This window comes from Frigidibacter sp., assembly GCF_030695035.1.
Classification (GTDB): Bacteria; Pseudomonadota; Alphaproteobacteria; order Rhodobacterales; family Rhodobacteraceae; genus Frigidibacter.
Map to the genome: position 1 here is coordinate 62,260 of NZ_JAUYTT010000017.1, position 26,867 is coordinate 89,126.

At 67.1% G+C, this 26,867-nt stretch carries 26 protein-coding genes; 20 read left to right on the top strand and 6 right to left on the bottom strand.

The genetic code is table 11. The annotated features are described in order from the left end of the window. Positions 1-72: 72 nt before the first annotated feature. The 11 genes from Q8S30_RS16700 (at position 73) to Q8S30_RS16750 (ending at position 10,549) form a co-directional block, all read left to right on the top strand. Positions 73-1,458, top strand: a complete 1,386-nt coding sequence (locus Q8S30_RS16700; RefSeq protein WP_305667160.1) for a PLP-dependent aminotransferase family protein — start codon at positions 73-75, stop codon at positions 1,456-1,458. A 153-nt stretch (positions 1,459-1,611) separates the two neighbouring features. Beyond that, on the top strand, positions 1,612-2,397 hold the full coding sequence (gene ehuA, locus Q8S30_RS16705) for an ectoine/hydroxyectoine ABC transporter ATP-binding protein EhuA (protein WP_305667161.1): 786 nt from the start codon (positions 1,612-1,614) through the stop codon (positions 2,395-2,397). 62 nt (positions 2,398-2,459) lie between these two features. Beyond that, entirely contained in the window at positions 2,460-3,293 is an 834-nt protein-coding gene (ehuB, locus tag Q8S30_RS16710; RefSeq protein WP_305667162.1) for an ectoine/hydroxyectoine ABC transporter substrate-binding protein EhuB, read from the top strand. Between the two features lie 71 nt (positions 3,294-3,364). After that, positions 3,365-4,024: an ectoine/hydroxyectoine ABC transporter permease subunit EhuC gene (ehuC, locus tag Q8S30_RS16715; RefSeq protein ID WP_305667163.1), complete on the top strand. Its 660-nt coding sequence runs from the start codon at positions 3,365-3,367 to the stop codon at positions 4,022-4,024. Then, positions 4,021-4,683 (top strand): ectoine/hydroxyectoine ABC transporter permease subunit EhuD, encoded by a 663-nt coding sequence (gene ehuD / locus Q8S30_RS16720; protein WP_305667164.1) that lies wholly within the window; start codon positions 4,021-4,023, stop codon positions 4,681-4,683. The genes ehuC and ehuD overlap by 4 nt, the downstream gene beginning before the upstream one ends. Further along, entirely contained in the window at positions 4,680-5,444 is a 765-nt protein-coding gene (gene eutA / locus Q8S30_RS16725) for an ectoine utilization protein EutA (protein ID WP_305667165.1), read from the top strand. Before ehuD ends, eutA begins: the two co-directional genes overlap by 4 nt. Then, entirely contained in the window at positions 5,441-6,448 is a 1,008-nt protein-coding gene (gene eutB, locus Q8S30_RS16730) for a hydroxyectoine utilization dehydratase EutB (protein WP_305667166.1), read from the top strand. The genes eutA and eutB overlap by 4 nt, the downstream gene beginning before the upstream one ends. Further along, entirely contained in the window at positions 6,445-7,431 is a 987-nt protein-coding gene (gene eutC, locus Q8S30_RS16735) for an ectoine utilization protein EutC (protein WP_305667167.1), read from the top strand. Before eutB ends, eutC begins: the two co-directional genes overlap by 4 nt. A 43-nt stretch (positions 7,432-7,474) precedes the next feature. After that, positions 7,475-8,656, top strand: coding sequence for an ectoine hydrolase DoeA (gene doeA / locus Q8S30_RS16740; protein ID WP_305667168.1), 1,182 nt, complete (start codon positions 7,475-7,477; stop codon positions 8,654-8,656). 4 nt (positions 8,657-8,660) lie between these two features. Then, entirely contained in the window at positions 8,661-9,674 is a 1,014-nt protein-coding gene (doeB, locus tag Q8S30_RS16745) for a N(2)-acetyl-L-2,4-diaminobutanoate deacetylase DoeB (protein WP_305667169.1), read from the top strand. Then, entirely contained in the window at positions 9,671-10,549 is an 879-nt protein-coding gene (locus Q8S30_RS16750) for a DMT family transporter (RefSeq protein WP_305667170.1), read from the top strand. Before doeB ends, Q8S30_RS16750 begins: the two co-directional genes overlap by 4 nt. A gap of 1 nt (position 10,550) precedes the next feature. Here the strand turns inward: Q8S30_RS16750 and Q8S30_RS16755 are convergent, their stop codons facing one another. Continuing rightward, positions 10,551-12,125: a GTPase gene (locus Q8S30_RS16755; protein ID WP_305667171.1), complete on the bottom strand. Its 1,575-nt coding sequence runs from the start codon at positions 12,123-12,125 to the stop codon at positions 10,551-10,553. Then, positions 12,112-13,209 (bottom strand): GTPase domain-containing protein, encoded by a 1,098-nt coding sequence (locus Q8S30_RS16760; protein ID WP_305667172.1) that lies wholly within the window; start codon positions 13,207-13,209, stop codon positions 12,112-12,114. Before Q8S30_RS16760 ends, Q8S30_RS16755 begins: the two co-directional genes overlap by 14 nt. A gap of 430 nt (positions 13,210-13,639) precedes the next feature. On the opposite strand from Q8S30_RS16760, the gene Q8S30_RS16765 reads away from it, so the two are divergent. The 5 genes from Q8S30_RS16765 to Q8S30_RS16785 all read left to right on the top strand — a co-directional run bounded on the left by Q8S30_RS16765 (position 13,640) and on the right by Q8S30_RS16785 (position 18,206). Next, entirely contained in the window at positions 13,640-14,455 is an 816-nt protein-coding gene (locus tag Q8S30_RS16765) for a cyclase family protein (protein ID WP_305667173.1), read from the top strand. Between the two features lie 67 nt (positions 14,456-14,522). Beyond that, positions 14,523-15,758: a putative DNA modification/repair radical SAM protein gene (locus tag Q8S30_RS16770; protein WP_305667174.1), complete on the top strand. Its 1,236-nt coding sequence runs from the start codon at positions 14,523-14,525 to the stop codon at positions 15,756-15,758. Continuing rightward, entirely contained in the window at positions 15,758-17,173 is a 1,416-nt protein-coding gene (locus tag Q8S30_RS16775; protein ID WP_305667175.1) for a UdgX family uracil-DNA binding protein, read from the top strand. The genes Q8S30_RS16770 and Q8S30_RS16775 overlap by 1 nt, the downstream gene beginning before the upstream one ends. Before the next feature lie 158 nt (positions 17,174-17,331). Then, positions 17,332-17,640, top strand: coding sequence for a hypothetical protein (locus Q8S30_RS16780; protein ID WP_305667176.1), 309 nt, complete (start codon positions 17,332-17,334; stop codon positions 17,638-17,640). A gap of 122 nt (positions 17,641-17,762) precedes the next feature. Beyond that, the gene (locus Q8S30_RS16785; protein ID WP_305667177.1) at positions 17,763-18,206 is read left to right on the top strand and encodes a hypothetical protein; all 444 of its coding nucleotides are present in this window, start codon (positions 17,763-17,765) and stop codon (positions 18,204-18,206) included. A 3-nt stretch (positions 18,207-18,209) separates the two neighbouring features. Here the strand turns inward: Q8S30_RS16785 and Q8S30_RS16790 are convergent, their stop codons facing one another. Both Q8S30_RS16790 and Q8S30_RS16795 read right to left on the bottom strand, forming a co-directional pair. After that, positions 18,210-18,878: a DUF1523 family protein gene (locus tag Q8S30_RS16790; protein ID WP_305667178.1), complete on the bottom strand. Its 669-nt coding sequence runs from the start codon at positions 18,876-18,878 to the stop codon at positions 18,210-18,212. Between the two features lie 11 nt (positions 18,879-18,889). Then, positions 18,890-19,168: a hypothetical protein gene (locus tag Q8S30_RS16795; protein ID WP_305667179.1), complete on the bottom strand. Its 279-nt coding sequence runs from the start codon at positions 19,166-19,168 to the stop codon at positions 18,890-18,892. A gap of 112 nt (positions 19,169-19,280) precedes the next feature. Between Q8S30_RS16795 and Q8S30_RS16800 the strand changes: the two genes are divergently transcribed. The 4 genes from Q8S30_RS16800 to Q8S30_RS16815 all read left to right on the top strand — a co-directional run bounded on the left by Q8S30_RS16800 (position 19,281) and on the right by Q8S30_RS16815 (position 23,413). Beyond that, positions 19,281-20,558, top strand: a complete 1,278-nt coding sequence (locus Q8S30_RS16800) for an acetylornithine deacetylase/succinyl-diaminopimelate desuccinylase family protein (RefSeq protein WP_305667180.1) — start codon at positions 19,281-19,283, stop codon at positions 20,556-20,558. 196 nt (positions 20,559-20,754) lie between these two features. Then, the gene (locus Q8S30_RS16805) at positions 20,755-21,330 is read left to right on the top strand and encodes a hypothetical protein (protein WP_305667181.1); all 576 of its coding nucleotides are present in this window, start codon (positions 20,755-20,757) and stop codon (positions 21,328-21,330) included. Positions 21,331-21,492: 162 nt separating this feature from the next. Continuing rightward, positions 21,493-22,965 carry an ABC transporter substrate-binding protein gene (locus tag Q8S30_RS16810; RefSeq protein WP_305667182.1) on the top strand — a complete coding sequence of 491 codons (1,473 nt, stop codon included), beginning with the start codon at positions 21,493-21,495 and terminating at the stop codon, positions 22,963-22,965. 106 nt (positions 22,966-23,071) lie between these two features. Further along, positions 23,072-23,413, top strand: a complete 342-nt coding sequence (locus tag Q8S30_RS16815; protein WP_305667183.1) for a cupin domain-containing protein — start codon at positions 23,072-23,074, stop codon at positions 23,411-23,413. Positions 23,414-23,491: 78 nt separating this feature from the next. On the opposite strand, the gene Q8S30_RS16820 is transcribed toward Q8S30_RS16815, so the two are convergent. Both Q8S30_RS16820 and Q8S30_RS16825 read right to left on the bottom strand, forming a co-directional pair. Further along, positions 23,492-24,364 (bottom strand): L,D-transpeptidase, encoded by an 873-nt coding sequence (locus Q8S30_RS16820; RefSeq protein WP_305667184.1) that lies wholly within the window; start codon positions 24,362-24,364, stop codon positions 23,492-23,494. A gap of 180 nt (positions 24,365-24,544) precedes the next feature. Continuing rightward, entirely contained in the window at positions 24,545-26,713 is a 2,169-nt protein-coding gene (locus Q8S30_RS16825) for an esterase-like activity of phytase family protein (RefSeq protein ID WP_305667185.1), read from the bottom strand. Positions 26,714-26,867: the final 154 nt, after the last annotated feature.

A 26,867-nucleotide genomic window follows, 5' to 3' on the forward strand; every position in this document is an offset into this window, starting at 1 on the left:
TCCGCTGCCGGTTGCGGACGGGGCCGCAGGTTTCCATTGCAAAATGACATGAGATTGATCAGCTATGCAATCATGACAAACTGGTTGCCCGATCCCGCCGCGCTGACCCGCCCCGCCTATCTGTCGCTGGCCGAGCATATCGCCCGCGCCATCGAGGCGGGCACCCTGCCCGCGGGCGCGCGGCTTCCGCCGCATCGGCGGCTGGCGGATGACCTCGGCCTGTCGGTGCAGACGGTCAGCCGGGCCTATGAGGATCTGATCCGCCGCGACCTGATTGCCGGCGAGATCGGCCGCGGCACTTTCGTGCGCCAGAAAGGCGGCGAGGCGCGGCAGCCCTATCTGCCCGAACGCAGCGGCGAGCTGATCGACCTGTCGATCCTGAAGCCGGTCTGCGACACGCTGCATCTGGACAAGATCCGCGCCGCCTTCACCTGGCTGGGCGAGACGCTGCCGGCGTCTTCGGCGCTGTCGTTCCGGCCGAACATGGTGATGCCGCGGCACCGGGCGGTCGCGGCGGGATGGCTGGCCGAGGTGGGGATCGAGGTGCCGGCGCACAACATCTCCATCACCAATGGCGCGAGTTCGGCGATCACCGCGGCGCTGATGGGGGTGGCGCCGGTCGGGTCCACCATCGCCGCCGAGGCGCTGACGCATCATACGCTGATGCCGCTCTGCGGCTATCTGGGCCTGCATCTGGAAGGCGTGGCGATGGACCGCGACGGGATGTTGCCCGCCGCACTGGATGAGGCGGCGCGGCGCACGGGGTTGCGGGCGGTGTTCCTGCAGCCCAACGTTATCAACCCCTTGGGCGTGCAGATGCCCGCGGACCGGCGGGCGGAGCTGGTGGCGGTGGCGCGGCGGCATGACCTGGCGATCATCGAGAATGACATCCTGAACCGCATGGTCGAGGATGCACCGCCGACGCTGGCGGCACTGGCGCCGGAGCGGGTGCTGTATATCCACGGCTTCACCAAGATCACCGTGCCGGCGCTGCGCGTGGCCTATCTGGCCGCGCCCGACCGCTTTGCAACGGCGGTGGCGAACCGGCATCTTGTGTCCAGCTGGATGGCGACGCCGCCGATTGTGGAAATCCTCAGCCATTGGCTGACGGATGGCACCGCGGCAGAGCTGATCGCCTGGCAGCGGCTGCGGCTGGCAGAGCGGCACGCACTGGCGGAGCAGGTGCTGGCGGGGCGCATCTCCAGCACGCATCCGCAGGCGCTGCACCTGTGGCTGCGCCTGCCGGAGGGCCGGGCCGAGGAGGAGTTCGTGGCCGAGGCGCGGCTGCGCGGCGTGGCCGTGGCGGCGGGCAGCGCCTTTCGCGCCACCGACCGCGGCAAGCGCGATTCGGTGCGGATCGCGCTTGGCTCCACCGATCTGGAAGAGCTGCGGCAGGGACTTTCTATCGTGGGGTCGATGCTGGAAGAGGGCGCCGAGGCGCCTTTGCCCGGCATCTAGGCGCGGATGCCGCCGATCCGGGCGGCGCGCGAACTGACGGGCAATCCAAATTGTCATGAGATTATTTTATAAATTGACATGATTTGATGCGGAGTCAATCGTGCCCCGATCCGAAGGCGCCCGCAGGTGTGCCAGAGACATCGAGGGACCAGCGTGGCTGAACCGATCATCCGCTTCGACAATATCCGCAAGAGCTTTGGCACGCTGACCGTGCTGGACGGGCTGTCCTTCGACGTGATGCCGGGCGAAAAGCTGGCGCTGATCGGGCCATCGGGGTCGGGCAAGACCACGATCCTGCGCATCCTGATGACGCTGGAGAACATCTCGGGCGGGCATATCGAGGTCTGCGGCGAGCAGCTTTACCACATGCAGAAGGCGGGGCGAGAGGTGCCGGCGGATGAGGCGCATCTGCACAAGATGCGCCGCCACATCGGCATGGTGTTCCAGCACTTCAACCTGTTCCCGCATAAATGCGTGCTCGACAACATCACCCTCGCCCCGATCCTGACCAAGGGAGAGCCGCGGGCCGAAGCTGAAAAGCGCGGCATGGCGCTGCTGGACATGGTCGGGCTGGCCGACAAGGCGCGGGCCATGCCCTCGCAACTGTCGGGCGGGCAAAAGCAGCGGGTGGCGATTGCCCGGGCGCTGGCCCTGCAACCGCGGATCATGCTGTTCGACGAGGTCACCTCGGCCCTTGACCCCGAACTGGTGGAGGAGGTGCTGGCGGTGATGAAGCGCCTCGCCGATGAGACCGACATGACCATGCTGCTGGTCACGCATGAGATGGGCTTTGCCCATGAATTTGCCGACCGGGTGCTGTTCTTCGACCGTGGCCACATCATCGAGCAGGGCCCGCCGGACCGCATCTTCACGAGCCCCACCCACGAGCGCACGCAAACCTTCCTGCGCAAGATCATCGCGGCAGGCCACCGGGTCTGACCCCGGCCCGCCGCACAAGACGCCGCATGAGACGGCACATCCATCAACAGCGAGGACATCCCATGACCTATCGCCTTTCCGCCCTGCTGAGCGCCTCGGCCCTTGGCCTTCTGGTCGCCCTGCCCGTGCAGGCCGACACGCTGGACGATCTGAAGGAACAGGGCTTCGCCCGCATCGCCATTGCCAACGAGCCGCCCTTTACCGCCGTGGCCGCCGATGGCTCGGTCTCTGGCGCGGCGCCCGATGTGGCACGCGAAGTGTTCAAGCGCCTTGGCGTGCCGGAAGTCGTCGCCTCGATCAGCGAATATGGCGCGATGATCCCGGGCCTGCAGGCCCGCCGCCATGACGCGATCACTGCCGGGCTGTTCATGAAGCCCGAACGCTGTGCCGCCGTCGCCTATTCCGAACCGGTTCTGTGCGATGCCGAGGCCTTCCTGCTGCCCGCCGGCAACCCCAAGGGCTTTGCCTCCTATGAGGATATCGCCGCCGATCCCGAGGCGACCATCGGCGCACCCGGGGGCGGCACCGAAGAGAAGCTGGCGCTGGAAGCCGGCGTGCCGCGGGACCGCGTCATCGTGGTGCCGGACGGGCAATCGGGGCTGAAGATGCTGCAGGACGGGCGGCTCGACGTCTATTCGCTGCCGGTGCTGTCGATCTCTGACCTGATCGCCAAGTCGGGCGATGACAGCGTGGAAATGTTCGCCCCAGTCGTGGGCGCGCCGGTCTATTGCGACGGCGCCGCCTTCCGCAAAGGCGACGAGGCGCTGCGCGATGCCTTCGACGTGGAACTGGCGGCGATGAAGGCATCGGGCGAGTTCGCGGCGATCATCGAGCCCTATGGCTTCTCGGCGGCGGCAGCGATGTCGACCTCGCGCGCCGAGCTTTGCGGCGAGTGACGGATCTTCCCGCGCGGGCTGGGTGGCCTGCGCGGGATCTTTAACGGGATAGGCGGCAGGATAAGCAGCGGATGGGCGACTGGTCGGGATATATCGGGCTGATCTTGCAAGGCGCGCTGGTGACGGCGAAGCTGACGGTGATGGGCACGGCGCTGGCGCTGGTGATGGCCTTCACCGCCGGGCTGGCGCGGCTGGCGCCCTTCGCCCCGCTGCGCTGGCTGGCGCGGGCCTATGTGGAGTTCTTCCGCGGCACCTCGATCTTCGTGCAGCTGTTCTGGGTGTATTTCGTGCTGCCCTTCGCGGGCGTCAGCCTCAGCCCGTTGCAGGCCGGGGTGATGGCGCTTGGCCTGAATGTCGGCGCCTACGGGGCCGAGGTGGTGCGCGGCGCGGTGCTGTCGGTGCCGCGCGACCAGTATGAGGCGTGTATCGCCGTCAACCTGAGCCGGTTCCAGCGGATGCGCCATGTGATCTTGCCCCAGGCGCTGCCGCTGATGCTGCCGACCTTCTGCAACAACGCGATCGAGCTCTTGAAGGGCACGGCGGTCGTGTCGCTGATCTCGCTGTCGGACATGACCTTTCAGGCGCAGGTGGTGCGGGCGCAGACCGGATCGACGCTGATCCCCTTTGCCACCATCCTTGTGCTCTACTTCGCCATGTCGCTGCTGATCGCGGGCGGGATGCGCTGGCTGGAACGCCGCGTGACCCGCGGGCTCGATGGGGTGCGGCCATGAGCTGGGACTGGGCCTTCGTCTGGCAGATCATGCCGACCCTGCTGCAGGGGCTGAAGATCACGCTGCTGGTCACGGTTCTGGGCGCCATCGTCGCCGCGGTGCTGGGGCTGGTCTTCGCGGTGGCGCGGCGGTCCAGCATCAAGCCGCTGGCGCGGGGCACCTCGTTTCTGGTGCAGTTCATCCGCGGCACGCCGCTGCTGGTGCAGCTTTACGTGATCTTCTACGTGCTGCCCGATATCGGCATCCGCCTGCCGGCGCTGGTGGCGGGGGTGATCGGCATCGGCCTGCATTACGCCACCTATGCCGCCGAAGTCTATCGCGGCGGGATCGAGGCGGTGCCGCGCGGGCAATGGGAGGCGGCGCGGGCGACCAACCTGACCCTGCGCCAGACATGGGTGCATGTGGTGCTGCCGCAGGCGGTGCCGCCGATGATCCCGGCGCTGGCGAACTACCTGATCGCCATGTTCAAGGAAACGCCGCTGCTGTCGGCAATCACCGTGCTGGAGTTGATGAATCAGGCGAAATCGGTGGCGAACAGCAGCTACCGCTACATCGAGCCGATGACGATGGTTGGCGTGTTCTTCCTGGTGATAAGCCTGATTTCGGTGGCGCTGATCAGCCTGCTGGAAGCGCGTTATGGACGAAAGGCAAGCCGATGACCCAGATCCTGACTGCCGGGCGCGCGCCGCGGCTTGACCCGCGCCCCATGCCGCACCGCATCGGGCTGATCACGCTGGCGACCGATCACAGCATCGAGCCGGATTTCGCGCGGGTGCTGACGCCCGCCGGGGTTGCCGTGCATGTGAACCGCATCCCCTATGCCAACCCGGTGACGCCCGTCACGCTGGCGGCGATGGAGCCGGGGCTGACGGCGGCGGCAGAGCTGATCCTGCCGGGCGAGGCGCTGGATGCGCTGGTCTTCGGCTGCACCTCCGCCTCTGTGGTGATCGGGGATGCGAACGTGGAACGGGCGGTGCAGGCGGCGAAACCGGGGGTGCCCGTTGTCACCCCGATTGCCGCGGCGATTGCCGGGCTGCGGGCGATGTCGGCGCGGCGAATCTCGGTGCTGACGCCCTACACTATGGAAACCTCCACCCCGATGGCCCGGCATTTCGAGGCGCAGGGCTTTGCGCTGGACCGCTTCACCTGCCTCGAGCTGGAAGATGACCGCGAGATGGCCCGGATCGCGCTGGATGAGCTGGTGGAATTCGCCCGCGCCGCCGTGGCCCCGGGCTCCGAGGCGTTGTTCGTGTCCTGCACCGCGGTGCGCGCTGCCGGGATCATAGGCCAGTTGGAGGCGGCGACGGGGGTGCCGGTGCTCAGCTCCAACCACGCCTCGGCCTGGAATGTGCTGCGGATCTGCGGGATTGCGGGCGGCGGGCCGGGGCATCTGATGACCCTGCCGATGGGCACAGAATGACCGCCTTGCCCCGGTTCCCGGCAGTGGTGACGCTGGACCAGATCCGCGCCGCGGCGGCGCGGATCGCCCCGCATCTGCGCCGCACGCCGATGGAAGTGGATGCGCATCTGTCGGCGCTGCTGGGGGTGCCGGTCTGGCTGAAGCTGGAGCATCTGCAGGCGACCGGCGCGTTCAAGCTGCGCGGCGCGACCAATGCGCTGCTGACGCTGCCGCCCGAGGCGCTGGCGCGCGGGGTCGTCACCGCCTCCACCGGCAATCACGGGCGGGCGCTGGCCCATGCGGCGCGGGCGCAGGGGGTGCGCGCGGTGGTGTGCCTGTCGCGGCTGGTGCCGGCCAACAAGATCGCCGCGATCCGCGATCTGGGGGCCGAGGTGCGGATCGTCGGCGACAGCCAGGATCAGGCGATGCTGGAGGTCGCCCGCGCGGTGGCCCAGGAAGGGCTGGCCGAGGTGCCGCCCTTTGACGATGCCGCCGTGATCGCGGGGCAAGGCACGCTGGGGCTGGAGATTGCGCGGGATCTGCCCGATGTGACGACGGTGCTGGTGCCACTGTCGGGCGGCGGACTTGCGGCAGGGGTTGCGACTGCCGTGAAGGGCCTGCGCCCCGATGTGCGCGTGATCGGTCTGACGATGGACCGCGGCGCGGCAATGGCGGCGAGCCTTGCCAAGGGGCATCCGGTGGAGGTGGCCGAGGAGGCAAGCCTTGCGGATTCGCTCGGCGGCGGCATCGGGCTGCAGAACCGCCTGACGTTTGGAATGTGCCGGGCGCTGCTCGACGATGTGGTGCTGCTGACCGAGGCGGAAATCGCCGCCGGGATGCGCCATGCCTATCGCCACACCCGCGCGGTGATCGAGGGCGGGGCGGCGGTGGGCATCAGTGCGATCCTTGCCGGGAAGATCACCGCAACGGGCCCGGTGGCGGTGATCCTGTCGGGCGGCAATGTCGATATGGACCTGCACCTGCGGGTGATGAACGGGGCCGATGACGTGGGGCCACAAGCATGAGAGACCCCATCACCCTGCTGACCGAGGCCGATCTGCGCGCGCTGGTGCCGCTGGACATGGAGGCGGTGGGCTGCATCGAGGCCGCCTTCGCCGCGCTGGCGACGCAGGCAGTGGCGATGCCGCCCATCCTGCGGCTGGATATTCCCGAGCATCGCGGCGAGGTCGATGTGAAGACCGCCTATGTGCCGGGGCTCGACAGTTTCGCCATCAAGATCAGCCCCGGCTTCTTTGGCAATCCGGCGCTTGGGCTGCCCTCCACCAATGGCATGATGGTGGTGCTGTCGGCCCGCACGGGCCTAGTGCAGGCGCTGCTGCTGGACAATGGCTACCTGACCGATGTGCGCACCGCCGCGGCGGGCGCAGTCGCGGCGCGGCATCTGGCGCGGGCGGATGCGCGCACCGCGGCCGTGCTTGGCGCGGGGATGCAGGCGGAGATGCAGCTGCGCGCGCTGGCGCTGGTGCGGCCGCTGACCAGCGCGCGTATCTGGGCGCGAGACGGCGCCAAGGCGGCGGCTCTGGCGGCGCGGCTGGAGCTTGGCTTCCCGGTGACGGCTGCCGGATCGGTCGAGGATGCGGTGACGGGCGCCGATGTGATCGTGACGACGACGCCGGCGACCGCGCCGATCCTGCCCTCGGCCCTCGTGACCCCCGGCCAGCACATCACCGCAATGGGCTCCGACGCCGGGCACAAGAACGAGATTGACCCGGCGCTGATCGCCCGCGCCCGCTATGTCGCCGACCGGGTGACACAGACAGAGCTGCTGGGGGAGTTGCACCATGCCATCGCCGCCGGCCTCGCACAGGTGGGGGCGGGCCACGCCGAGCTGGGGCAGGTGGTGGCGGGGCTGGTGCCGGGGCGCGAGAGCGACGCCCAGATCACCCTCGCCGACCTCACCGGCACCGGCATTCAGGATACCGCCATTGCAGCATTGGCGCTGACCCGCGCCCGTGCTGCCGGGGCGGGGCAGAGTTTCAGCGTTTGAGTTTTTACGTTTGACCGGGCCGCTTGCCCTAAAGGAGACGAAGATGAGTGAGGTTGCGTTGAAGTTCGACCGGGCGGAATATGCCGCGCGGCTGGACAAGACCCGCGCGGCTATGGCGGCCAAGGGGGTCGATCTGCTGGTCGTCACCGACCCGTCCAACATGAACTGGCTGACGGGCTATGACGGCTGGTCCTTCTACGTGCATCAATGCGTGGTGGTGCCGCCGACGGGTGAGCCGGTCTGGTATGGCCGCGGGCAGGATGCCAATGGCGCCAAGCTGACGGCCTACCTTCAGCCCGACAGCATCATCGGCTATCCCGACCACTACGTGCAAAGCACCGAACGCCACCCGATGGACCTGCTGAGCCAGATCCTGACGGATCGCGGCTGGGGCAAGCTGCGCATCGGGGTGGAGATGGACAATTACTGGTTCACCGCCGCCGCCTTTGCCGCCCTGATGAAGGGCGTGCCGAATGCGAAGTTCAGCGACTGCACGGCGCTGGTGAACTGGCAGCGCGCGGTGAAGTCGCCGCAGGAAATCGCTTATATGCGCAACGCCGCCCGCATCGTCGAAGGCATGCACGCCCGCATCTTCGACAAGGTCGAGGTGGGCATGCGCAAATGCGATCTGGTGGCGGAAATCTACGATGCCGGCACCCGCGGCGTGGACGGGATCGGCGGCGATTACCCCGCCATCGTGCCGCTGCTGCCCTCGGGCCGCGATGCCTCTGCCCCGCATCTGACATGGGATGACAAGCCCATGCAAAGCGGCATGGGCACGTTCTTTGAAATCGCCGGCTGCTACAACCGCTACCATGTGCCGCTGTCGCGCACCGTGTTCCTTGGCAAGCCGACGCAGGCCTTCCTCGATGCCGAAAAGGCGACGCTGGAGGGGATGGAGGCCGGGCTTGCCGCCGCCAAGCCGGGGAATACCTGCGAGGATATCGCCAATGGCTTCTTTGCCGTGCTGGCGAAATACGGGATCCTCAAGGACAACCGCACCGGCTATGGCATCGGGCTCAGCTATCCGCCCGACTGGGGCGAACGCACCATGAGCCTGCGGCTGGGCGACAAGACGGTGCTCCAGCCGGGGATGACCTTCCACTTCATGACCGGCCTGTGGCTGGAAGACATGGGGCTGGAGATCACCGAAAGCATCCTGATCACCGAAACCGGGGTCGAATGCTTTGCCAATGTGCCGCGCAAGCTGTTCGTGAAGGACTGATCCGATGCTGCAGCAGATGGTGCGCCCGTCGCCAATTTCGGCGACGGTGGATTTCGATGCGGAGGGGATGAGCCATGGCTTCCTCCGCCTGCCCTACAGCCGCGACGATGCGGCCTGGGGATCGGTGATGATCCCGCTGACGGTGGTGCGCAACGGCGAGGGGCCGACCGCGCTGCTGACGGGGGGCAATCATGGCGATGAATATGAGGGGCCGATCGCGCTCTTCGATCTCGCGCACAGCCTGCGGCCCGAGGAGGTGACGGGCCGGGTCATCATCATCCCGGCGATGAACCAGCCGGCCTTCGGCGCGGGCACCCGCACCTCGCCCATCGACCGGGGCAACCTGAACCGCAGCTTTCCGGGCCGCCCCGATGGCACGGTGACCGAGAAGATCGCCGACTATTTCCAGCGCGTGCTGCTGCCGATGGCCGATGTGGTGCTGGATTTCCACTCGGGCGGCAAGACGCTGGATTTCCTGCCCTTCTGCGCGGCGCATGTGCTGGCCGACAAGATGCAGCAGGACCGCGCCTTCGATCTGGTGCGGGCCTTTGGCGCGCCCTACAGTGTCAAGATGCTGGAGATTGACGCCGTGGGCATGTACGACACCGCCGCTGAAGAGATGGGCAAACTGTTCGTGACGACAGAGCTTGGCGGGGGTGGCACCGCCGGGGCGCGCACCGCCGACATCGCCATCCGCGGGGCGCGCAACCTGCTGATCGCGGCCAAGGTGATGCGGGGCGAGGTGGCGCCGCAGCCGACCCAATGGCTCGACATGCCCGATGCCGATTGCTTCACCTTTGCCGAGGATGCGGGGCTGATCCAGTTCCTTGCCGATCTGGGTGACCGGGTCGAGGCGGGCCAGCCGATTGCCCGGATCTGGCCGACAGGGCGGACCGGCCTTGCCCCGCGAGAGCTGCACACACGGCGCGCGGGCCTCTTCACGGCGCGGCATTTCCCGGGGCTAGTGAAGCCGGGCGATTGCGTGGCCGTGGTCGCGGTGGAGATCGCCGAAGCATGACCCGGCTTCCGCCCGCCGACATTGCCCGCGCGGTGCTGGTGGCGCTGATCTGGGGGATGGGCTTTGTCGTCGCCAAGGGCGCGACCGAGCATTTCCCGCCGATCCTGCTGCAGGCCTTCCGTTTCGCGGTGACGGCGACGGTGATGGCGATGTTCCTGCGCAGACCGGGGCGGGGCAACCTGCCCTGGCTGCTGGCGGTGTCGCTGATCGGCGCCACCATCCAGTACAGCCTGACCTTCAGCGGCGTGCATCGGCTGTCGGCCGGCATCGCCGCGCTGGTGATCCAGCTGGAGGTGCCGTTCCTCGTGCTGCTCGGCGCGCTGCTGCTGGGAGAGCGGCCGAAGCCCCGGCACTGGGTCGGCATCGCGCTGGCCTTTGCCGGGGTGGCCTTCATCGCCGGGAATATCCGCTTTGGCGGGGCCTGGGCGGCGCTGTTGATGATGATGGGCGGCGCGTTTTCCTGGGCGCTTGGTCAGGTGATGATCCGCAAGCTGCGCGGGATCAGCGGGCGGGAAATCACGGCCTGGGTCGCAGTGCTGGCAACGCCGCAGCTGTTCCTGGCCTCGCTGCTGTTCGAAACCGGGCAGGGCGCCGCGATTGCCGGGGCCGGGCCGGATGTCTGGGCGGCGGTGGCCTATCTGGGGCTGATCATGACGGCGCTTGGCTATTACCTGTGGAACTCGCTGCTGGTGCGGCATGAGGTGGGGCGGGTCGCGCCCTTCTTGCTGTTGCTGCCGGTGTTCTCGGTCCTGGGCGGGGTGCTGTTTCTGGGCGAGGTTCTGTCGCCCGCGCAACTGATCGGCGGCGCGCTGGTGCTGTCGGGCGTGGGGCTGATGCTGATCGAACGGAAGCAGCCGGAGAGCGTGGCGGCCTGAGCTACTCGGGCTTGTCGTCCGGCTCGGCCGGGCGCCCCTGCGAGAACGCCCGCCGCGCGAGCCTACTCCCGAAGCGGCCGGCGCCCTGCAGGAAGCCGCGCCCGCTCCGCGCCGCCTCGGCCATCGAGCGGCTGCCCTTCCCCGCCGCCATCCGCCGCCGATTGCGCTGGACCAGCAGCGCATGGCCAAGTCCCGCCTCCATATCGGTCCGCAGCGGCTCTATGTTCCACTCGGGGCTCACTGCGCAAACGGGCAGCGGCCTCAGGCCCCCCATATCGCCCGCGATGGCGGCGACGGCCCCGGCAAAGACCTGCTGCACCTCGGCTGGCAGGCGGTTTTCCGGGTAGGGCCAGCCCGGTGCCAACTGGTCGATGCAGCTCGCCACCGCGATGATCTCGGGCCGCCGCCGCGCCGGTTCGGCGGCAAAACTCGCCTCGAACCGCTGCAGCAGCGCCAGATCGGCGGCGCGGCCGGGGCGGTTGGCGCGCAGCACCCAGACGATCAGGTCCGCCTCGCGCAGCTCCGCCAGCAGCGTGGCAAGGCTATCTGCCGACCCGTCGATCCCGCGGCTGTCGATCCAGTGGCAGGGCACGTCGCCGATGGCCGCCTCGTAGGTCACCAGCCCAGGCGTCGTCGGCGCCATGTCCGTCTCGGCCCGGTCATCCCCCAGCAGCGCGTTGATCAGCGTCGATTTTCCGGCGCTGATCTGGCCCACAAACACCACCCGCAGCGGGGTATCCGCCTCGGCCATGCGGGCCATGTCGGCATCGGTCTGCTCCAGCTCTATCGCCAGCAGCTCGGCATCCGAGAAGCGCAGGCGGCCCGAATACAGCTCCACCGCCGAATAGGCGACCTCCTCCAGCAAGATCGCCTGCAGCACCCCCATCATCTGGTCGCTCAGCCAGTCGGAATTGCCGCCCGACACGATCAGCTCCACCTCGCGCGCAATGCCCACCGCCGGATTCAAAAGCACGCGCAGCGCCCGGTAGCCATAGCGCCCTGCCGTCCACAGGCCGGACAGGTTGCCCCGGTTGCGCCACAGCCATTGCAGCGTCTGCAAGGACACGGTGTCGGCAAAGGGCACATGCGCGCGCAGCCGGGCGCGGTAGCGCGTCACGCTGCGCTCGATCAGCAGCAGCGCCTCGGGCAGGGTAAAGTCGAGCGCGGTGCGGCTGCCGAACCCCTTCGCCACCTCATCGACAATGCCAAGCGCAAGGTCCGGCAGTTCCTCCCACGGCTGCGCGGTGGCGGTCGTCGCCTCGATCTTGCGGCGGGCGCGGTCGAAGGCGGCGGCCTCTTGCGGCAGCCAGTCGGGATTGGCGCTGACCGCCATCTCGGCCGCCAGATCGCCCACCGTCACCGGCGCGCGGCGGCGGCGACGCGCAACCCACCGCAGCAGCGTGACGGTCCCGCCGAAAAGGGCCGCGACGCCGACGAAATGCAGGAGATACCCTTTCTCGCCCAGCCACAGGAAGCCGAGAAGGCTGGTCACGGCAATCGGCAGCGCCACGCTGGCGATCACCAGCAGCCGGTCCCATCGCAGCAGCGCGCCGCGGATCCGGTCAGCTAGGGTCATGGCGGCCCTGCGCCAGCGCGCCCTTGTAGAGCGTGCGGATGGTCTGCGGCGTGACCGCCTGCCCCTCGCTGACAGAGTGCAGATAGGCGGCAGCGGCGCGGCCAAGCGCATAGGTGGCGGCAAAGCTGAGGGTGCCGGCCGCCGCCGCCCCCACCGTCTGGCCAAAGACCGGGATCAGCTTGGCCAATTGCCGCAGGCCGTAGCTGGCGCCAAAGCGCAGTGCGGCGCCCGTGCCAAGCGCGGCGGCAAACTCATAAAACCGCGCCCGCGTCCATTCCACGCCGTACCGCGCCGCCAGCGCCCGCAGCATCGCCGCCTGCACCCCCGGCACCGCGACGGCCCCCACAACCGGGGCGACATCGGCCGTGCCAGCGGCGCCCGCATACCACAGTACCTCGGCCCGGTTCGTGGCCCATCGCGCCGGCTCGCCGGCCCGGTATTCCTCGCGCGCGAGGGCCAGCGCGACCTCGGGCATCATCTCGTCCAGCAATGCGGTGAGCGGCTGTACGGCTTCGGCCGGGATCGGGTCCACGGCAGGCAAGGACAGCTCCACCTGCTTCAGCGGCGCACCTGCGGCCTTGTCGAACAGCGCCTGCGTGCGGCTGCGGGCCCGGAAGCGTTCCTGCGCATCCCCCAGAAGGTCCGCGCCGGTATGCACCACCAACGCCCGCAGCTTGCCCTGCCGGCGGCGCAGCGTCGCCAGCACATCGGCCACCTCGCCCTGCACCGGGTCATCGAGGCGCGCCACCACGACGATCACATGCGAGGCCTTCTTGCACAGCGCCAGATCCTCGGCCGGATCATAGCCTGCCTCGCCCAGACCGCGCGTGTCGAGGAAGCGCATCAGGGGAAGGTCCTGCGGGAAGTCGAACTGCATCGAGGCGCGGGTGCAGGGCGCAAAGCCATTGCCCACCACCACCTCGGGCAGGCCGGTCAGCGCCCGCACCAGCGTCGACTTGCCCGCGCCGGTCTTGCCCAGCAGCCAGATCACCGGCAGCGGCCGCTCGGTCAACTCGGGCGGCAACTCTGTGGGCGCAGAGGAGGGCGAGAGCTTCTGCCACAGGCGTTCGAACCGATGTCTCAACAGATACCTCCGGGGCGGGCAACAGGGCCCAACGCCAGTATGCGCCCCCCCGTTCCAGCCGCAAGCGGGATTGGGGTAGCGGGCAGGTGTGTTTCCACGAGCTGACGGCTTGGCGCATTGGCCTGTAAAAGGTGCTGCCCAGAATTTCGGCCAGGCACATGCGTGCCCACCTGGGCGGATCCATCAGAATTTGGCACCGTCCGGGATGGCGGCACCCCCTTGCCCTGCGGCTTGCGCCTCCGGGCACCAAATCCGCAAAGTGCAGCGCAAAACGTAGGACTGGTTACTGCTCTATCCTGCCAAACCGCCGCAACGCCCACACCGCAGGCACTGCCTGCGGGTTTCGCCCCCCTGCGGTGAAAAATCTTGACCGGCACGGCAGCGCAAGCGTGAAGTCAGCACATTGCCAACACCCAAGGGGAGCCGCGCCATGTGCAATGCCTGTCTGATCGAGAATGTAAAATCCTCCATGCTCTCGCGCCGGTCGCTGTTCACCGGCGCGGCGGCGGTCACGGCGGCCAGCGTCGCCTCGGGCCTTCTGTCGGCCCGCCCCGCGCTGGCGCAGGCGACGGGCAAGGTGGTGGACCTGACCCACACCTATGACAGCGACTTCCCCACCTTCGACGGCAAGCCCGGCATCCTCTACGACGTGGACAAGACCTTCGCCGCCGATGGCTACAACCTGTTCAAGCTGACGATCTTTGAACACACCGGCACCCATATCGACACGCCGCTGCATTTCTCCGAAGGCGGCACCTCGGTCGATGCGCTGCCGGTGGAGAATCTCGTCTGCCCTCTGTGCATCATCGACATCACGGCCAAGGCGGCGGAAGACGCGAATGCCACGGTCGAGGCCGAGGATATCGAGGCCTGGATCAGCGCCAATGGCGAGATCCCGGCGGGGGCCTGCATTGCCATGCATTCAGGCTGGGGCGCGAAGGCCCCGGACGCCTCCTGGCGCAACACGCCCGATGGCGCGCTGGCCTTCCCGGGGTTTGGCAAATCCGCGACCGACCTGTTGATGGAAACCGGCGCCGGATCGATCGGGGTTGACACCATGTCGCTCGACCCCGGAAATTCGGCCGATTTCGCGGTGCACTATTCGTGGCTGCCCTCGGGCCGCTTCGGGATCGAGGGGCTGGCCAATCTGGACCAGTTGCCCGCGACCGGCGCCACGGTGTTCATCGGCGCGCCCAAGCATCGCGGCGGCACCGGCGGGCCGGCGCGGGTGATGGCGATGCTCTGACGCACTCGTGACGGCGGGCCAAGCGACGGTTCTTGCCCCCTGCGGGGCAAGAACGTAAACAGAACATATGTCCAAACTCTCCCTCGACAGCAAGCTCGCCATCCTCTCCGACGCCGCCCGCTATGACGCCTCCTGCGCGTCGAGCGGCACCACGCGGCGCGATTCAAAGGATGGCAAGGGGCTCGGCTCCACCGAAGGCTCCGGCATCTGCCACGCCTATGCGCCGGACGGGCGCTGCATCAGCCTGCTCAAGATCCTGATGACGAATTTCTGCATCTACGACTGCGCCTATTGCGTGAACCGCGTCTCCTCCAACACGCCCCGCGCCCGCTTCAGCGTCGAGGAGGTCGTCAGCCTGACCATCGAGTTCTACCGCCGCAACTACATCGAGGGGCTGTTCCTTTCCTCGGGCATCATCCGCTCCCCCGATGCGACCATGGAAGACATGGTCCGCATCGCCCGCACCCTGCGCGAGAAGCATCAGTTCCGCGGCTATATCCACCTCAAGACCATCCCCGATGCGGCGCCAGAGCTGATCGAGCAGGCGGGGCTTTATGCCGACCGGCTGTCGATGAATGTGGAACTGCCGACCGATGCCAGCGTGCAGGCCTATGCGCCGGAGAAGAACCCCGCCACCATCCGCCGCGCGATGGGCGAGTTCCGCACCCGCAAGGAGGCGAGCACGGATCGGAGCCATACCGGCAAGCGCCCGCCGCGCTTCGCCCCCGCCGGGCAATCGACGCAGATGATCGTCGGGGCGGACCTGTCGACCGATGCCACGATCCTTGGCACCGCCACCCGGCTTTATGGCGATTACCGGCTGAAGCGGGTCTATTACTCCGCCTTCTCGCCGATCCCCGATGCCGCCGCCGCGCTGCCGCTGATCCGCCCGCCGCTGCAGCGCGAACACCGGCTCTATCAGGCCGACTGGCTGCTGCGCTTCTACGGCTTCGACCTGGCCGAGATCACCGGCGCGCGGGCCGATGGCAATCTGGACCTCGAGATCGACCCCAAGCTGGCCTGGGCCTTGGCGAACCGGCAGCACTTCCCGCTCGACGTGAACCGGGCGCCGCGCGAGATGCTGCTGCGGGTTCCGGGCTTCGGCACCAAGACCGTGGGGCGCATCCTTGCCACGCGGACCCACCGCACGCTCCGCCATGACGATCTGGCCCGCATGGGCGCCGCGATGAAGAAGGCCCGCGCCTTCATCACCCTGACCGACTGGACCCCGGGCGCCCTGACCGACTCGGCCAATCTGCGCGCCCGCTTCGCGCCGCCGCCCGAACAACTCTCACTGTTCTGATGCAGGCGGTGACCCTGCCCACCATCGGCACCGACACCGCCTGGCGCAATGCCGCGCGGGCGCTGCTGGCCGCGCGCACCCCGCCCGAGGACGTGCTGTGGCATTTCGGCGAGGCGGCACCGCAGCTCTTCGACGCGGCACCGATTGCCCCCACCGATGCGCCCCCGATCAAGGTGCCCGCCAGCTTCGTCGCGCTCGCCGATACCGTCGTCTGGCACAGCGACCCCGAGCGCTTTGCCCGGCTCTACGCCCTGCTCTGGCGGCTGCCGCACACTCCCGGCCTGATGACAGACCGCGGCGATCCGGGCCTCGCGCGGCTCAGGGCGTTGGAAAAGAACGTGCAGCGCTGCAAGCACAAGATGAAGGCCTTCGTCCGCTTCCGCGACATCGGCCCGCCGGACCTTCCCCGCCGCCGCTTCGCCGCATGGTTCGAGCCGACGCATCATACCGTCGAACCCACCGCCCCGTTCTTCGCCGGCCGCTTTGCCGACATGGACTGGATGATCGCCACCCCGGACGTTACCGCCCGCTTCGAGAATGGCGCGCTGAGCTTCGCCGCCGGCCTCCCCCGCCCCGACCTGCCGGAGGATGCGACAGAGGAGCTGTGGGGCACCTATTTCTGCAACATCTTCAACCCTGCGCGGGTGAAGATTTCCGCCATGACCTCGGAAATGCCGCGCAAATACTGGAAGAACCTGCCCGAGGCGAAACATATCCACGGGCTGCTGGCGGGGGCAGAGGCGCGCGTGCGCGAGATGCAGGACAAGGGCCCGAGCCTGCCCCCGGCGCGGGCGGCGAAGATCCTGCAGCAACTCCACGCGCCCGCCCTGGCGCAGACGCTGGACGAGCTGCGCGCGCGGGCGGAGGCGGAGAACCGCACTCCCTTGCCGAACCGCGGCCGCATCGTGCTTGGCGAGGGTCCAGCAGATGCCCGGCTGATGATCGTCGGCGAACAGCCCGGCGACGTGGAGGACCAGCAAGGCCGCCCCCTCGTCGGCCCTGCCGGGCAGCTCTTCGACCGGGTGGCGCAGGAAGCCGGCCTCGACCGCGCCACAGCCTATGTCACCAACGCCGTCAAACGCTTCGGCTTCACCCAACGCGGCAAGCGCCGCATCCACCAGGCGCCCGAGCGCAGCGATATCGAACACGCCCGCTGGTGGATCGATAGCGAGATCCGCATCGTGCAGCCGGCGCTGATCCTCGCCATGGGCGCGACGGCGGCGAAGATGCTCACCGGCAACGGCACAGGCATCCTCGCGCGCCGCAGCCGGATCGAGGACACGCCCGCCGGCCCGGTCTTCCTGACAGTCCATCCCAGCTACCTGCTGCGCCTGCCCGACCCCGCGCAGGCACAAGACGCAACCGCGCGCTTCCGCGAAGACCTTGCCGCCGTCCGCGCCCTGATGGCCGCCTGACCTGGCACCAACCCGCCGAAACCGCCGCCTCGCCCGGCAAGGTCTCGCGCATCGGGCGCACCGCCGCCCGCCATGTTTTGCGATATGGTCCTCTCGGTGTTACCCACACCCTCTAGAAGCTCCGACAGGGAGCCCTCCGGCAACAAGGAACCCGCGGCATGGATAGTGACAAAACGCCCAAGACCCTGCCCGAACCCCAGGATGACGCGCCCGAGCTGCGCTTCCTGACCGAGCCCGATGCCCGCTTCCTGATCTCGCACCTCGCCAGCATCGACCACGTCACCGTGCGCGTGCTCGGCGAGCATCCCGATGCCGGCCCAGAAGTGACCGCCTTCCTGCGCGCCTCGGGCTATGAGGTGCGGCAAGAAACGTTGGGGCGGATGGTCCCGCCGCCGCTGACCCGTTTCGCGCTGCGCTATCAGGGCAAGACGGCCACGCTGACCGTGGCGCCCGCCGTCCCGTCCTGAACAATCTGGCGCATTCTGGCGGCGGCGCAGCACAAAGATTGCCGCAAGCGCAGGCGCAGCTTAAGACATCGCCCGTAGCGAATGAGGATGCGGCGATTCTGCCGCGCGGCAGGTGGTCAGGGATGGCGTCAACCGGAGAAGGCACCGCAGGATCGGCCTGTGCGCCCGTGTCAGGCGCCGATCACGCACCCGCCACGCCCTCCGCCAACACCGTCTTTCTCAACCGTCCCGTCTCACTCGACCGGATCGACGCGATGACCCGCCGCGCCATCGAAACCCTGCTGGATGGCCCCGGCGGCTGGCGCCCGCTGGCGCGCAATCTGGTGGCAGCCTGGCCCGATGCCCCGCCGCTGGAGCTGATCTTTGCCATCGTCAGCGCCGCCGAGGCCATCGAGACGATGTTCGCGCCCGGCAGCCCGGCGCTTGCCGGGGCCGAGGCTGGCTACAGGGTGGCAGCCTTGCTGGGGGTCGATCTCTTCGCGATGCAAAGCCTCGGCCTGCCGCATCAGGCGGCCGCGGATTTCACTGCCTATTGGAACGCCGATCCGTGGTTTCGGCTGGTCTGAGCCTCAGCCGCCGAGGCTGCGCAGCCAGGCCTTGAAGCGGCCCCAGCTGGTGCGCGCCCCGCGCCGCGCATCGCCCGCGCGGTCCCCCGCATCGTCCCAGGCATCGCCGGCATTGCCGAACATCGGGTCCAGCGTCCGCTCGCGGAACTGCATCCACATCCGGCGCAGCATGATCCCCGCCACCAGCAGCAGCGTCAGGATCACGATATTGGCCCAGGGGATGATCCGCTCGTCCGGCCCATCCGCCAACCGCACCGAGACCGCGTTGGGGAAGATCGTGAAGAACTCGTTGCGCCAGCCATAATGCGTGACCACGACCCAGCGCGGTTCGGCCGAGGTCGAGCGCAGGTCCGATGCCTCGGTCTGCAGGTTGTAGCTGTCGAACTTGAAATAGGGCGGCCAGATCCAGCCGGTATCCTCGTTCCGGTAAACCATCGGGCGGCCATTGGTGCGGATCGACTCGATGAACTTCACATCCCGCGTCACCTGCGCGGGGGTGGTGGCGGTCCCGGCATCGGGCGAGGCCCAGAAGATCGAGTTCTCGCCAAAGTCGATCCGCCGCGTATCGGTATCGGTGATGCGCACGATGTCATGCTGCGGCAGCACGTAATGCAGGAAGCCAAAGACCGTCAGCACGATCAGGGTGTAGAAGGTCCACTTGACGTATTTCATGCCCACGCGCCTTACGAATAATTGTTCAGCCAGATCAGCAGCACGACCACCACCGCCGGCACGATATAGACCAGCCCGATCAGGCGCCGCCGCAGGCCCCGCTCATAGTCGAGCATTCCCGCCTTGATATAGGCATCCCGGTCGCCCGGCGCAGCCCCCTCGGCCGCCTGTTCATCCCACCGCTTTTCCAGCGCCTCGCGGCGGACAGAGCGGGAATAGACCGAGATCAGCCAATAGACCACGGTCAGCACCACGAAGCCGATCGCGGCAAGGCGCAGGAAGGCGATCATCCGGGAACTCCATCAAGTCCCCCGCCTTATGCCGCAATCGCCCCCGCCCGTCATCCGCTTTCCACTGGCGTTTGCCATTGCCGCCGCCGATCCGCGCTACTAGCCTTCCCCCATGACCCATCCTCTCACCGCCCCGCTCAAAGCCGAGATCGCGCGCCGCGAGGCCGATCTGATCGCCCTCACGCAAGACCTGATCCGCATCCCGACGCTGAACCCGCCGGGCCGCAACTACCGGCAGATCTGCGACTATCTGGCCGCGCGGCTGGAATCCTCGGGCTTCACCTGCCACCTGCTGCGCGCGGAAGGCGCCCCCGGCGACAGCGAGACCTATCCGCGCTGGAACCTCGTCGCCCGCCGGATAGGGCCCCGCCCCGGCGACTGCGTGCATTTCAACGGTCACCATGACGTGGTCGAGGTCGGCCATGGCTGGACCCGCGATCCCTTCGGCGGGGAACTTGACGGCGGCCGCATCTACGGCCGCGGCGCCTGCGACATGAAGGGCGGCATCGCCGCCAGCATCATCGCCGCCGAAGCCTTCCTGGCGCTTTGCCCCGACTTCGCCGGCACCCTCGAAATCTCGGCCACCGCCGACGAGGAATCGGGCGGCTTCGGCGGCGTCGCCTGGCTGGCGCAGAACGGCTGGTTCGACAACGTCCAGCACGTGCTGATCCCCGAACCCCTGCACAAGGACCGCATCTGCCTTGGCCATCGCGGCGTCTGGTGGGCCGAGGTGGAAACCCGCGGCCGCATCGCCCATGGCTCCATGCCCTTCCTTGGCGACTCTGCCATCCGCCACATGGGCGCGGTGCTGGAGGAGATCGAGCGCACGCTCTACCCGCTCCTTGCCGGCAAGCGCACCGCCATGCCGGTGATCCCCGAAGGCGCCCGGCAATCCACGCTCAACATCAACTCCATCCATGGCGGCGAGCCGGAGCCCGAGCCCGGCTATACCGGCCTGCCCGCCCCCTGCGTCGCCGACCGCTGCCGCATCATCCTCGACCGCCGCTTCCTGATCGAGGAGGAGGTGGGCGAGGTGAAGGCCGAGGTGACCGCGCTGCTGGAACGGGTCAAGGCCACCCGCCCCAGCTTCGAATATGAGGTCCGCGACCTCTTCGAAGTGCAGCCCAGCATGACCGACAAGGGCGCCCCCGTGGTCCAGGCCACCGCCCGCGCCATCGCCTCGGTGCTGGGGGCCAAGGCCGCCTATGTCGTCTCGCCCGGCACCTATGACCAGAAGCATATCGACCGCATCGGCCGCCTGAAGAACTGCATCGCCTACGGTCCGGGCGTGCTCGACCTCGCCCACCAGCCCGACGAGTGGATCGGCGTGCAGGACATGATGGACAGCGCTGCGGTGATGGGGCTGGTGCTGGCGGAGTTGCTGGGGTGAGGGCAGATTATCAGTAGATGGGGGAGCGATGTCTGGCATTAACCCGGTTCTGGATCACGAGATTTCTCGCTGGATCATTACCACCACTACGCAACTTCAAGGTCGCTCAAGATTTTGCGCGCAGAATGCTATAAGGTTCTTGCGGTGGGCCGATGATATATATGAGAGATCTCACGTCGTCTCAGCATTCTGCGCCATGCACGCGACGGAGGAAGCGGTTGCAGCATTTATTTCAGCAGCCAAAGCACATGGCCCAAAAACTCACGCGAAACAGGTAAACTTGCACGACCACACCAGCAAGGCGCTCGTGTCAATCTACGCGCAACGCTTGACCATCCTCATTGCGCAGGGAGACCTCGCCATAAGCTGGAACCCCAAGAACAACGCCTTAGCCTACCGTATAATGCTGGACCATGAGTACCGTTATGGGGACCTTCACCTAAGTGTGTTTCGTACGCAAAAAGGCCCCGACGGCACCAAAGATGGATACGCTGAAATCGGCAACTTGCCTTCTGTTGATGAGCTTCTGGAGGAAGCAAAACGAGTCGCCGACATCAGAAACAAACTCCTCTACGCCTCGAATACAGGTATCCCAACTGGATTTATTAACGTGGATGATGCGCTCGACCGCGAAGCAAAGTTGTCACTTGGCCTAATATGGGCCGCTATTGACCTTCACATGCACCCCAAACAAGATGCGTCTTTCTTAAATCAGATTCTGAAGGACATGGCATCTTTTAGCAGCGTCAGCAAAAAAATCCTCCCCAATTAGTACCGAATGGGATACTTCGCAAAGCAGAGTATCGGCCACGAATTTCGAGCCACGTCAACGCACCCCCACCAACACCCTTGATCCGCAGCCCCCCGCAGTAGAACATCCCCGCCAAGCCCGACCCGGGCCGCCGTGATGCACGAACGAAAGGAACTGCCCTTCATGTCCCGCGCCCTGCCCTCCCTCCTCGTCCTTGCGCTCAGCGCCGGTGCGGCGCTTGCTGCGCCGCCCGATAGCCTCACCCTCGGCATGGTGCTGGAGCCGCCGAACCTCGACCCCACCGCAGGCGCGGCGGCGGCGATTGATGAGGTGGTCTATGCCAACCTCTTCGAGGGCCTCACCCGCTTCGGCCCCGATGGCACGATCCTGCCCGCTCTGGCCACAAGCTGGGACGTGGAGGGCGACGGCAAGGTCTGGACCTTCCATCTGGCGCAAGGCGTGACCTTCCATGACGGCACCACCTTCGACGCCGAAGACGTCGCCTTCAGCCTCGAGCGTGCCCGCGCCGAAGACAGCGCCAATGCGCAGAAGGCGCTCTTCGCCTCCATCGAAACGGTGGAAGTGCTGGACCCGGCCACGGTGCGCGTCACCCTCACGGCCCCCAACGCCGCCTTCGACTTCAACATGGCCTGGGGCGATGCGGTGATCCTGGCGCCGGAAACCGCGGATGCCGCGGCGACCGCGCCGGTTGGCACCGGACCGTTCAAGCTGGCCGAATGGGTGCAGGGCGACCATGTCCGGCTCGAGCCTTATGAGGGCTACTGGGGCGAGAAACCGGCGCTGACCAGCGCCACCTTCCGCTTCATCTCGGACCCGACCGCCGCCTTCGCCGCGATGATGGCCGGCGATATCGACGCCTTCCCGAACTTCCCCGCGCCCGAGACGCTCGCCCAGCTTGGCGCCGACCCGCGCTTCAAGGTGATCGTCGGCAGCACCGAGGGCGAAACGATCCTGGCGATGAACAATGCCACCGCGCCCTTGGACAACCCCTTGGTCCGCGAGGCCATCGCCCATGCGGTCAACCGGCAGGACGTGATCGACGGCGCGATGTTCGGCTATGGCACCCCCATCGGCACCCATTTTGCGCCGCACAATCCCGACTATGTCGACCTGATCGACCAGTCGGAATATGACCCCGAAAAGGCCCGCCAGCTTCTGGCCGAGGCAGGTGCCGAGGGGCTGACCCTCCGCCTCGCCCTGCCGCCGCCCACCTATGCCCGCCGCGGCGGCGAGATCATCGCGGCGCAGCTGCGCGAGGTCGGGATCGAGACCGAGGTCAGCAACCTCGAATGGGCGCAATGGCTGGAACAGGTGTTCAAGGGCCGTGACTTCGACCTGACCATCATCAGCCATGTCGAACCGATGGACATCAACATCTACGCCCGGCCGGATTACTATTTCAGCTATGCCAAGCCCGAGTTCGTGGCGATCATGGACCAGCTGGCGCTGACCACCGATGCCGCCGCAAGGTCGGACCTGCTGAAGCAGGCGCAGACCATGATCGCCGAGGATCACGTCAACGCCTACCTGTTCCAGCTCGCCAAGACCGGCGTCGCCGATGCCCGGATCGAGGGGCTGTGGCAGAACGCGCCGACCCCCGCCAATGACCTGACGGCGGTGCGCTGGACGGAATGACAGACGGGGCGGGCCACCTGCGCCCGCCCCAAAATCGTATGTATACCTCCCATATCGTTTCTGCATGCTTTCCATATGCTTTCCACATGCCCTCCCGGAGCCCCGAATGACCCACTTCCTGCGCCTCGACCGTGCCACCGTCACGCCCGAGGTGGACCGTCCAGACCCCTCGCTGGTGATCGCCGGCGACCCCGTCCACACCACCTGGCTGCATGAGGAACGCGGCACCCTCTATGCCGGAATGTGGCAAACTACGCCCGGAACCTGGAAGGTGGATTACTCGGAATGGGAATATGTCCACATCCTCTCCGGCACCTCGATCCTGACGGAAGAGGGCGGTGCGGCGCACACGCTGAACGCTGGCGACAGCTTCCTGATCCGTCCCGGTTTCAAGGGCACCTGGGAATGTGTGGAAACCACACTGAAAGATTTCGTCATCCTGGAATGAGGACAACCCCTTGAGGCGCAACGGAAAAGGGCCGCCCCATCCGGGCGGCCCTTCTGTCTGTCAGCGTGTCGATGCCGCTCAGTTCGAGGCAACGATCCCCTGGGATTCCAGCGCATCGGTGCTGCCAAGGCTGTTCTCGCCACTGATCCCCGATTGCGCCACGAAGGGCTCCCACGGGGTGATCCCGGCGCGGATCTGGTCCTGCACCTCGATGGGCAGCGAGTCGATGCGGACCATCAGCCCGCTCGGCCCCTCGACCATCTCGCCTTCCTGCGCGGTGGATTCCTCCACAGAGCGTACCTTCACCGGCGCCCCCAGGTCGACACGCTCGTAGAGGTCCAGAATGTCCTGATTAAACAACCGGATACAGCCCGCCGACGTCGCCCGCCCGATGGTGGAGGAGTTGTTGGTGCCGTGGATCCGGTAATAGGTATCCTTGCCCCCGCGATAGAGGTACAGCGCCCGCGCACCCAGCGGGTTGTCGAGCCCGCCCGGCAGGCCGCCTGCATAGGGGCCGTACACGTCGGGATCGCGGCGGATCATGTTCGCCGTCGGCGTCCAGCCCGGCCAGTCCGCCTTGCGGCTGATCACGGCCGACCCAGTGAAGCCCCGGCCCTCGCGGCCGACAGCGATACCATAGCGGGTGGCAAGCCCGCCCTCTTCCACATAATACAGCACCCGCGCATGCGGATCGACGACGATGGTTCCCGGCTGTTCAGATCCGTAATAGGAGACGGTCTGGCGGGCATTGCCCCCGGTCAGATAGCCCGGATCCACGGCAGGGATCAGGTATTCATCATCCTGAACCGACTGATACATCGCAACCACTTCGGGCGGCGGACCAGAGGGCGCAACGACAGCCGGGCCAGAGCCGCCGCCACAGGCAGCCAGCGCAAGCAGGGACATTACGGCAAGGGCGGAACGAAGGCGGGCAGCGGGCAGCAGGATCACGCGCGGTTTCCTTTCAGATCGTCAAGCGTTCCCGGCATGCAGCAGGCTCCCCCGAACCCATCCCGGCAACCGCCCTATCAGCGCATCCCCCTTCGCCCCGTCAACCCCTTACGGCGCGCGCCCCATGAAAAAGGCCTCCGCGCGATGCACGGAGGCCTCCACCAAGCTGTGATCAGCCGGTCAGTTCATGGTGCCGATCGACCAGAACAGCGTTTCGCCCGAATGGTCGTCGACGCCGTCATTGTCAGTCACCACCCACCCGGTGCCGGCTGCGTCGATGGCAAAGCCTTCGACCTTGTCCAGCACGAAGCCGTTCAGCGCCTTCAGGTCGGGGATCAGGTCGCGCACCTCTTCCTTGGTCACCACCGGCAGCGTCTCGCCCAGCTTGGCCGGGACCAGATCGGCCAGCGCCACGCGGAAGATCTTCTTCACCACCGCCGCGTCGCCCACCAGGTTGTCGCGCTCGACGATATAGGCCCAGTCACCATGGACGGTCATCTCCGACAGACCCATCCAGCCTTCGCCCTTCGGCTCCAGCGGGTAGGTGACAGCGCCCCATTCCTCGGTCTCGAGGTTATAGGCCACCAGTTTCACCTGGCCCTTGGCGTCATCGGCCCATTCGCGCTGCACCGGCATCCACAGCACGTCGCCGATCTTGGCGATGCCCTCAAAACCGAAGCGCGTCTCATGTGCCAGCAATTCGGCCGGCAGCGCGATCTCTTTCTTGATCTCGCCCTTGGCGTTCACGCTGTAGATCGCATGAGGAACCAGACGGTCGCTGCGCCCTTCCGAGGCAACCCAGAACCCGCCATCGCCATCGAGGGTGATGCCCTCAAGGTCAAGCTTCTGCGCGGCATCGCCGCCACGGGTGACGATGGTTTTTGCCACGATCCGCGCCGGTTGCGTGGTCGCGTCGATCTCGTAGATCGCCGGCGCGGCGCCATAGACGCTGTCCGACACGGCATAGAGCTTGGCGGGGGTTTCGGCGTCGGCCACCATGCCCGACAGCGCACCCCAGCCGATCAGCTCTTCCGAGCCTTCCGAGGTGATCATCGGGTAGGAGGCAGCGCCCTCGGCCACCTCGTAGACCATCACATGGGCGCGGGCGAGGCCGTCTTCGACCAGGTCCACCTCGTTGGCAGTGGCCAGCAGGCCGCGCTCCGGGATCGCCACCATGCCTTCGGGGCTGACGCCCGAAGCGATCAGCTGCACCAGAACCGGGTTGGCCAGGTCGGTGATGTCATAGGCGCCGATCATCGAGGACCGTTCGGCCGCAACGAACAGCATCGGGGTGCCGTCGAACTCGGCAAACTCGATCGATTCCAGCTCCACGCCCTTGGATTTGGAGCGGTGCTCGGGGTAGTGGCCGGTCGCCACGATGGCGCGCTCCAGCTTGCCGGCATCTTCGTACACGACGGTGCCGTCACGGTTGAAGATCGTCCAGCTACGCGAGCCGCCTTCATAGTCGCCTTCGTTGGCGGTGGCGAAATGGGTGTCGTCGATCCACTTGACGCCATCGGGCTCGCGCAGGACGCCTTCCTTGCTGCCGGTAAAGTCCAGCTTGCCGTCGGACTTGGTGTCGATCCCGTCCAGGTCGACGGTGCCTGCCGCGAAGTGGCTGGCAATCGCGCCATCGGCGCCGATCACGACGATATGGTTGTTTTCCTGCATGGTCAGGACGATGTCACCCGCCGCGTTCACGTCGAGGAATTCCGGCTCCGGGTCTTCCGCGGCGATCTCGGCAATGCCGGTCACGTCGATATTCTGCAGCCCGGCGCAATCGGCCGCGCCGTCCACGATGGCGATCTTGACCACGAAGCCAGCCGGCATCTGCGGAAGCGCGCCGTCATTCAGGTCTTCATCGCGCTCGTTCTCGATGGCGATGGCGACGAAGGAGCCGTCCTCGGCCTTGGCGACCGAATCCGGCTGTCCGCCGATCTCGCATTCCGCCACGATCTCCTTCGTGGCCAGATCGACCGTCACCAGCTTGCCCGAGGGCGCGGTGTAGCTTTCCGAGGTGTTGACGCCGACAAAGGCCTTGCCGCCGATGATCTGCGCGGTGGTCGGCTCGCCGCCCACATCGACATTGCCAAGCGGCTTCGGCGCCGCCGGATCGGTGATGTCCACCAGACCGATCACGCCAAGCGGGCTGTCGGTATAGACCAGCATCATGCCGTCTTCCGAAGCCGAGATGATCTCGGCCGAGGTGACGCGGGCGGTGTCTTCGCCTTCCGCCATGTTCAGCGGGGTGGGGAAGGATGCGGTGCGGGCGAAGTGCGTCTCTGCCAACGCCGGGAAGGCGGTCGCAAGCGCCAGAACAGAGGTAAGGGCGGAAAGCCGGATCGGCATGGAAAGTCCTCCGAGGAATGATGGGGGAGCTTTCGCGCCGCGGCGTAACGGTTTTGTGATGCCGCTGCGAACCTTCGGTGACGCCCGGGCCGCCCGCCTTTGCCTTTTCCAAATATCCTCGGGGGGTGGGGGGGGGCCCACGCCCCCCCCCCCC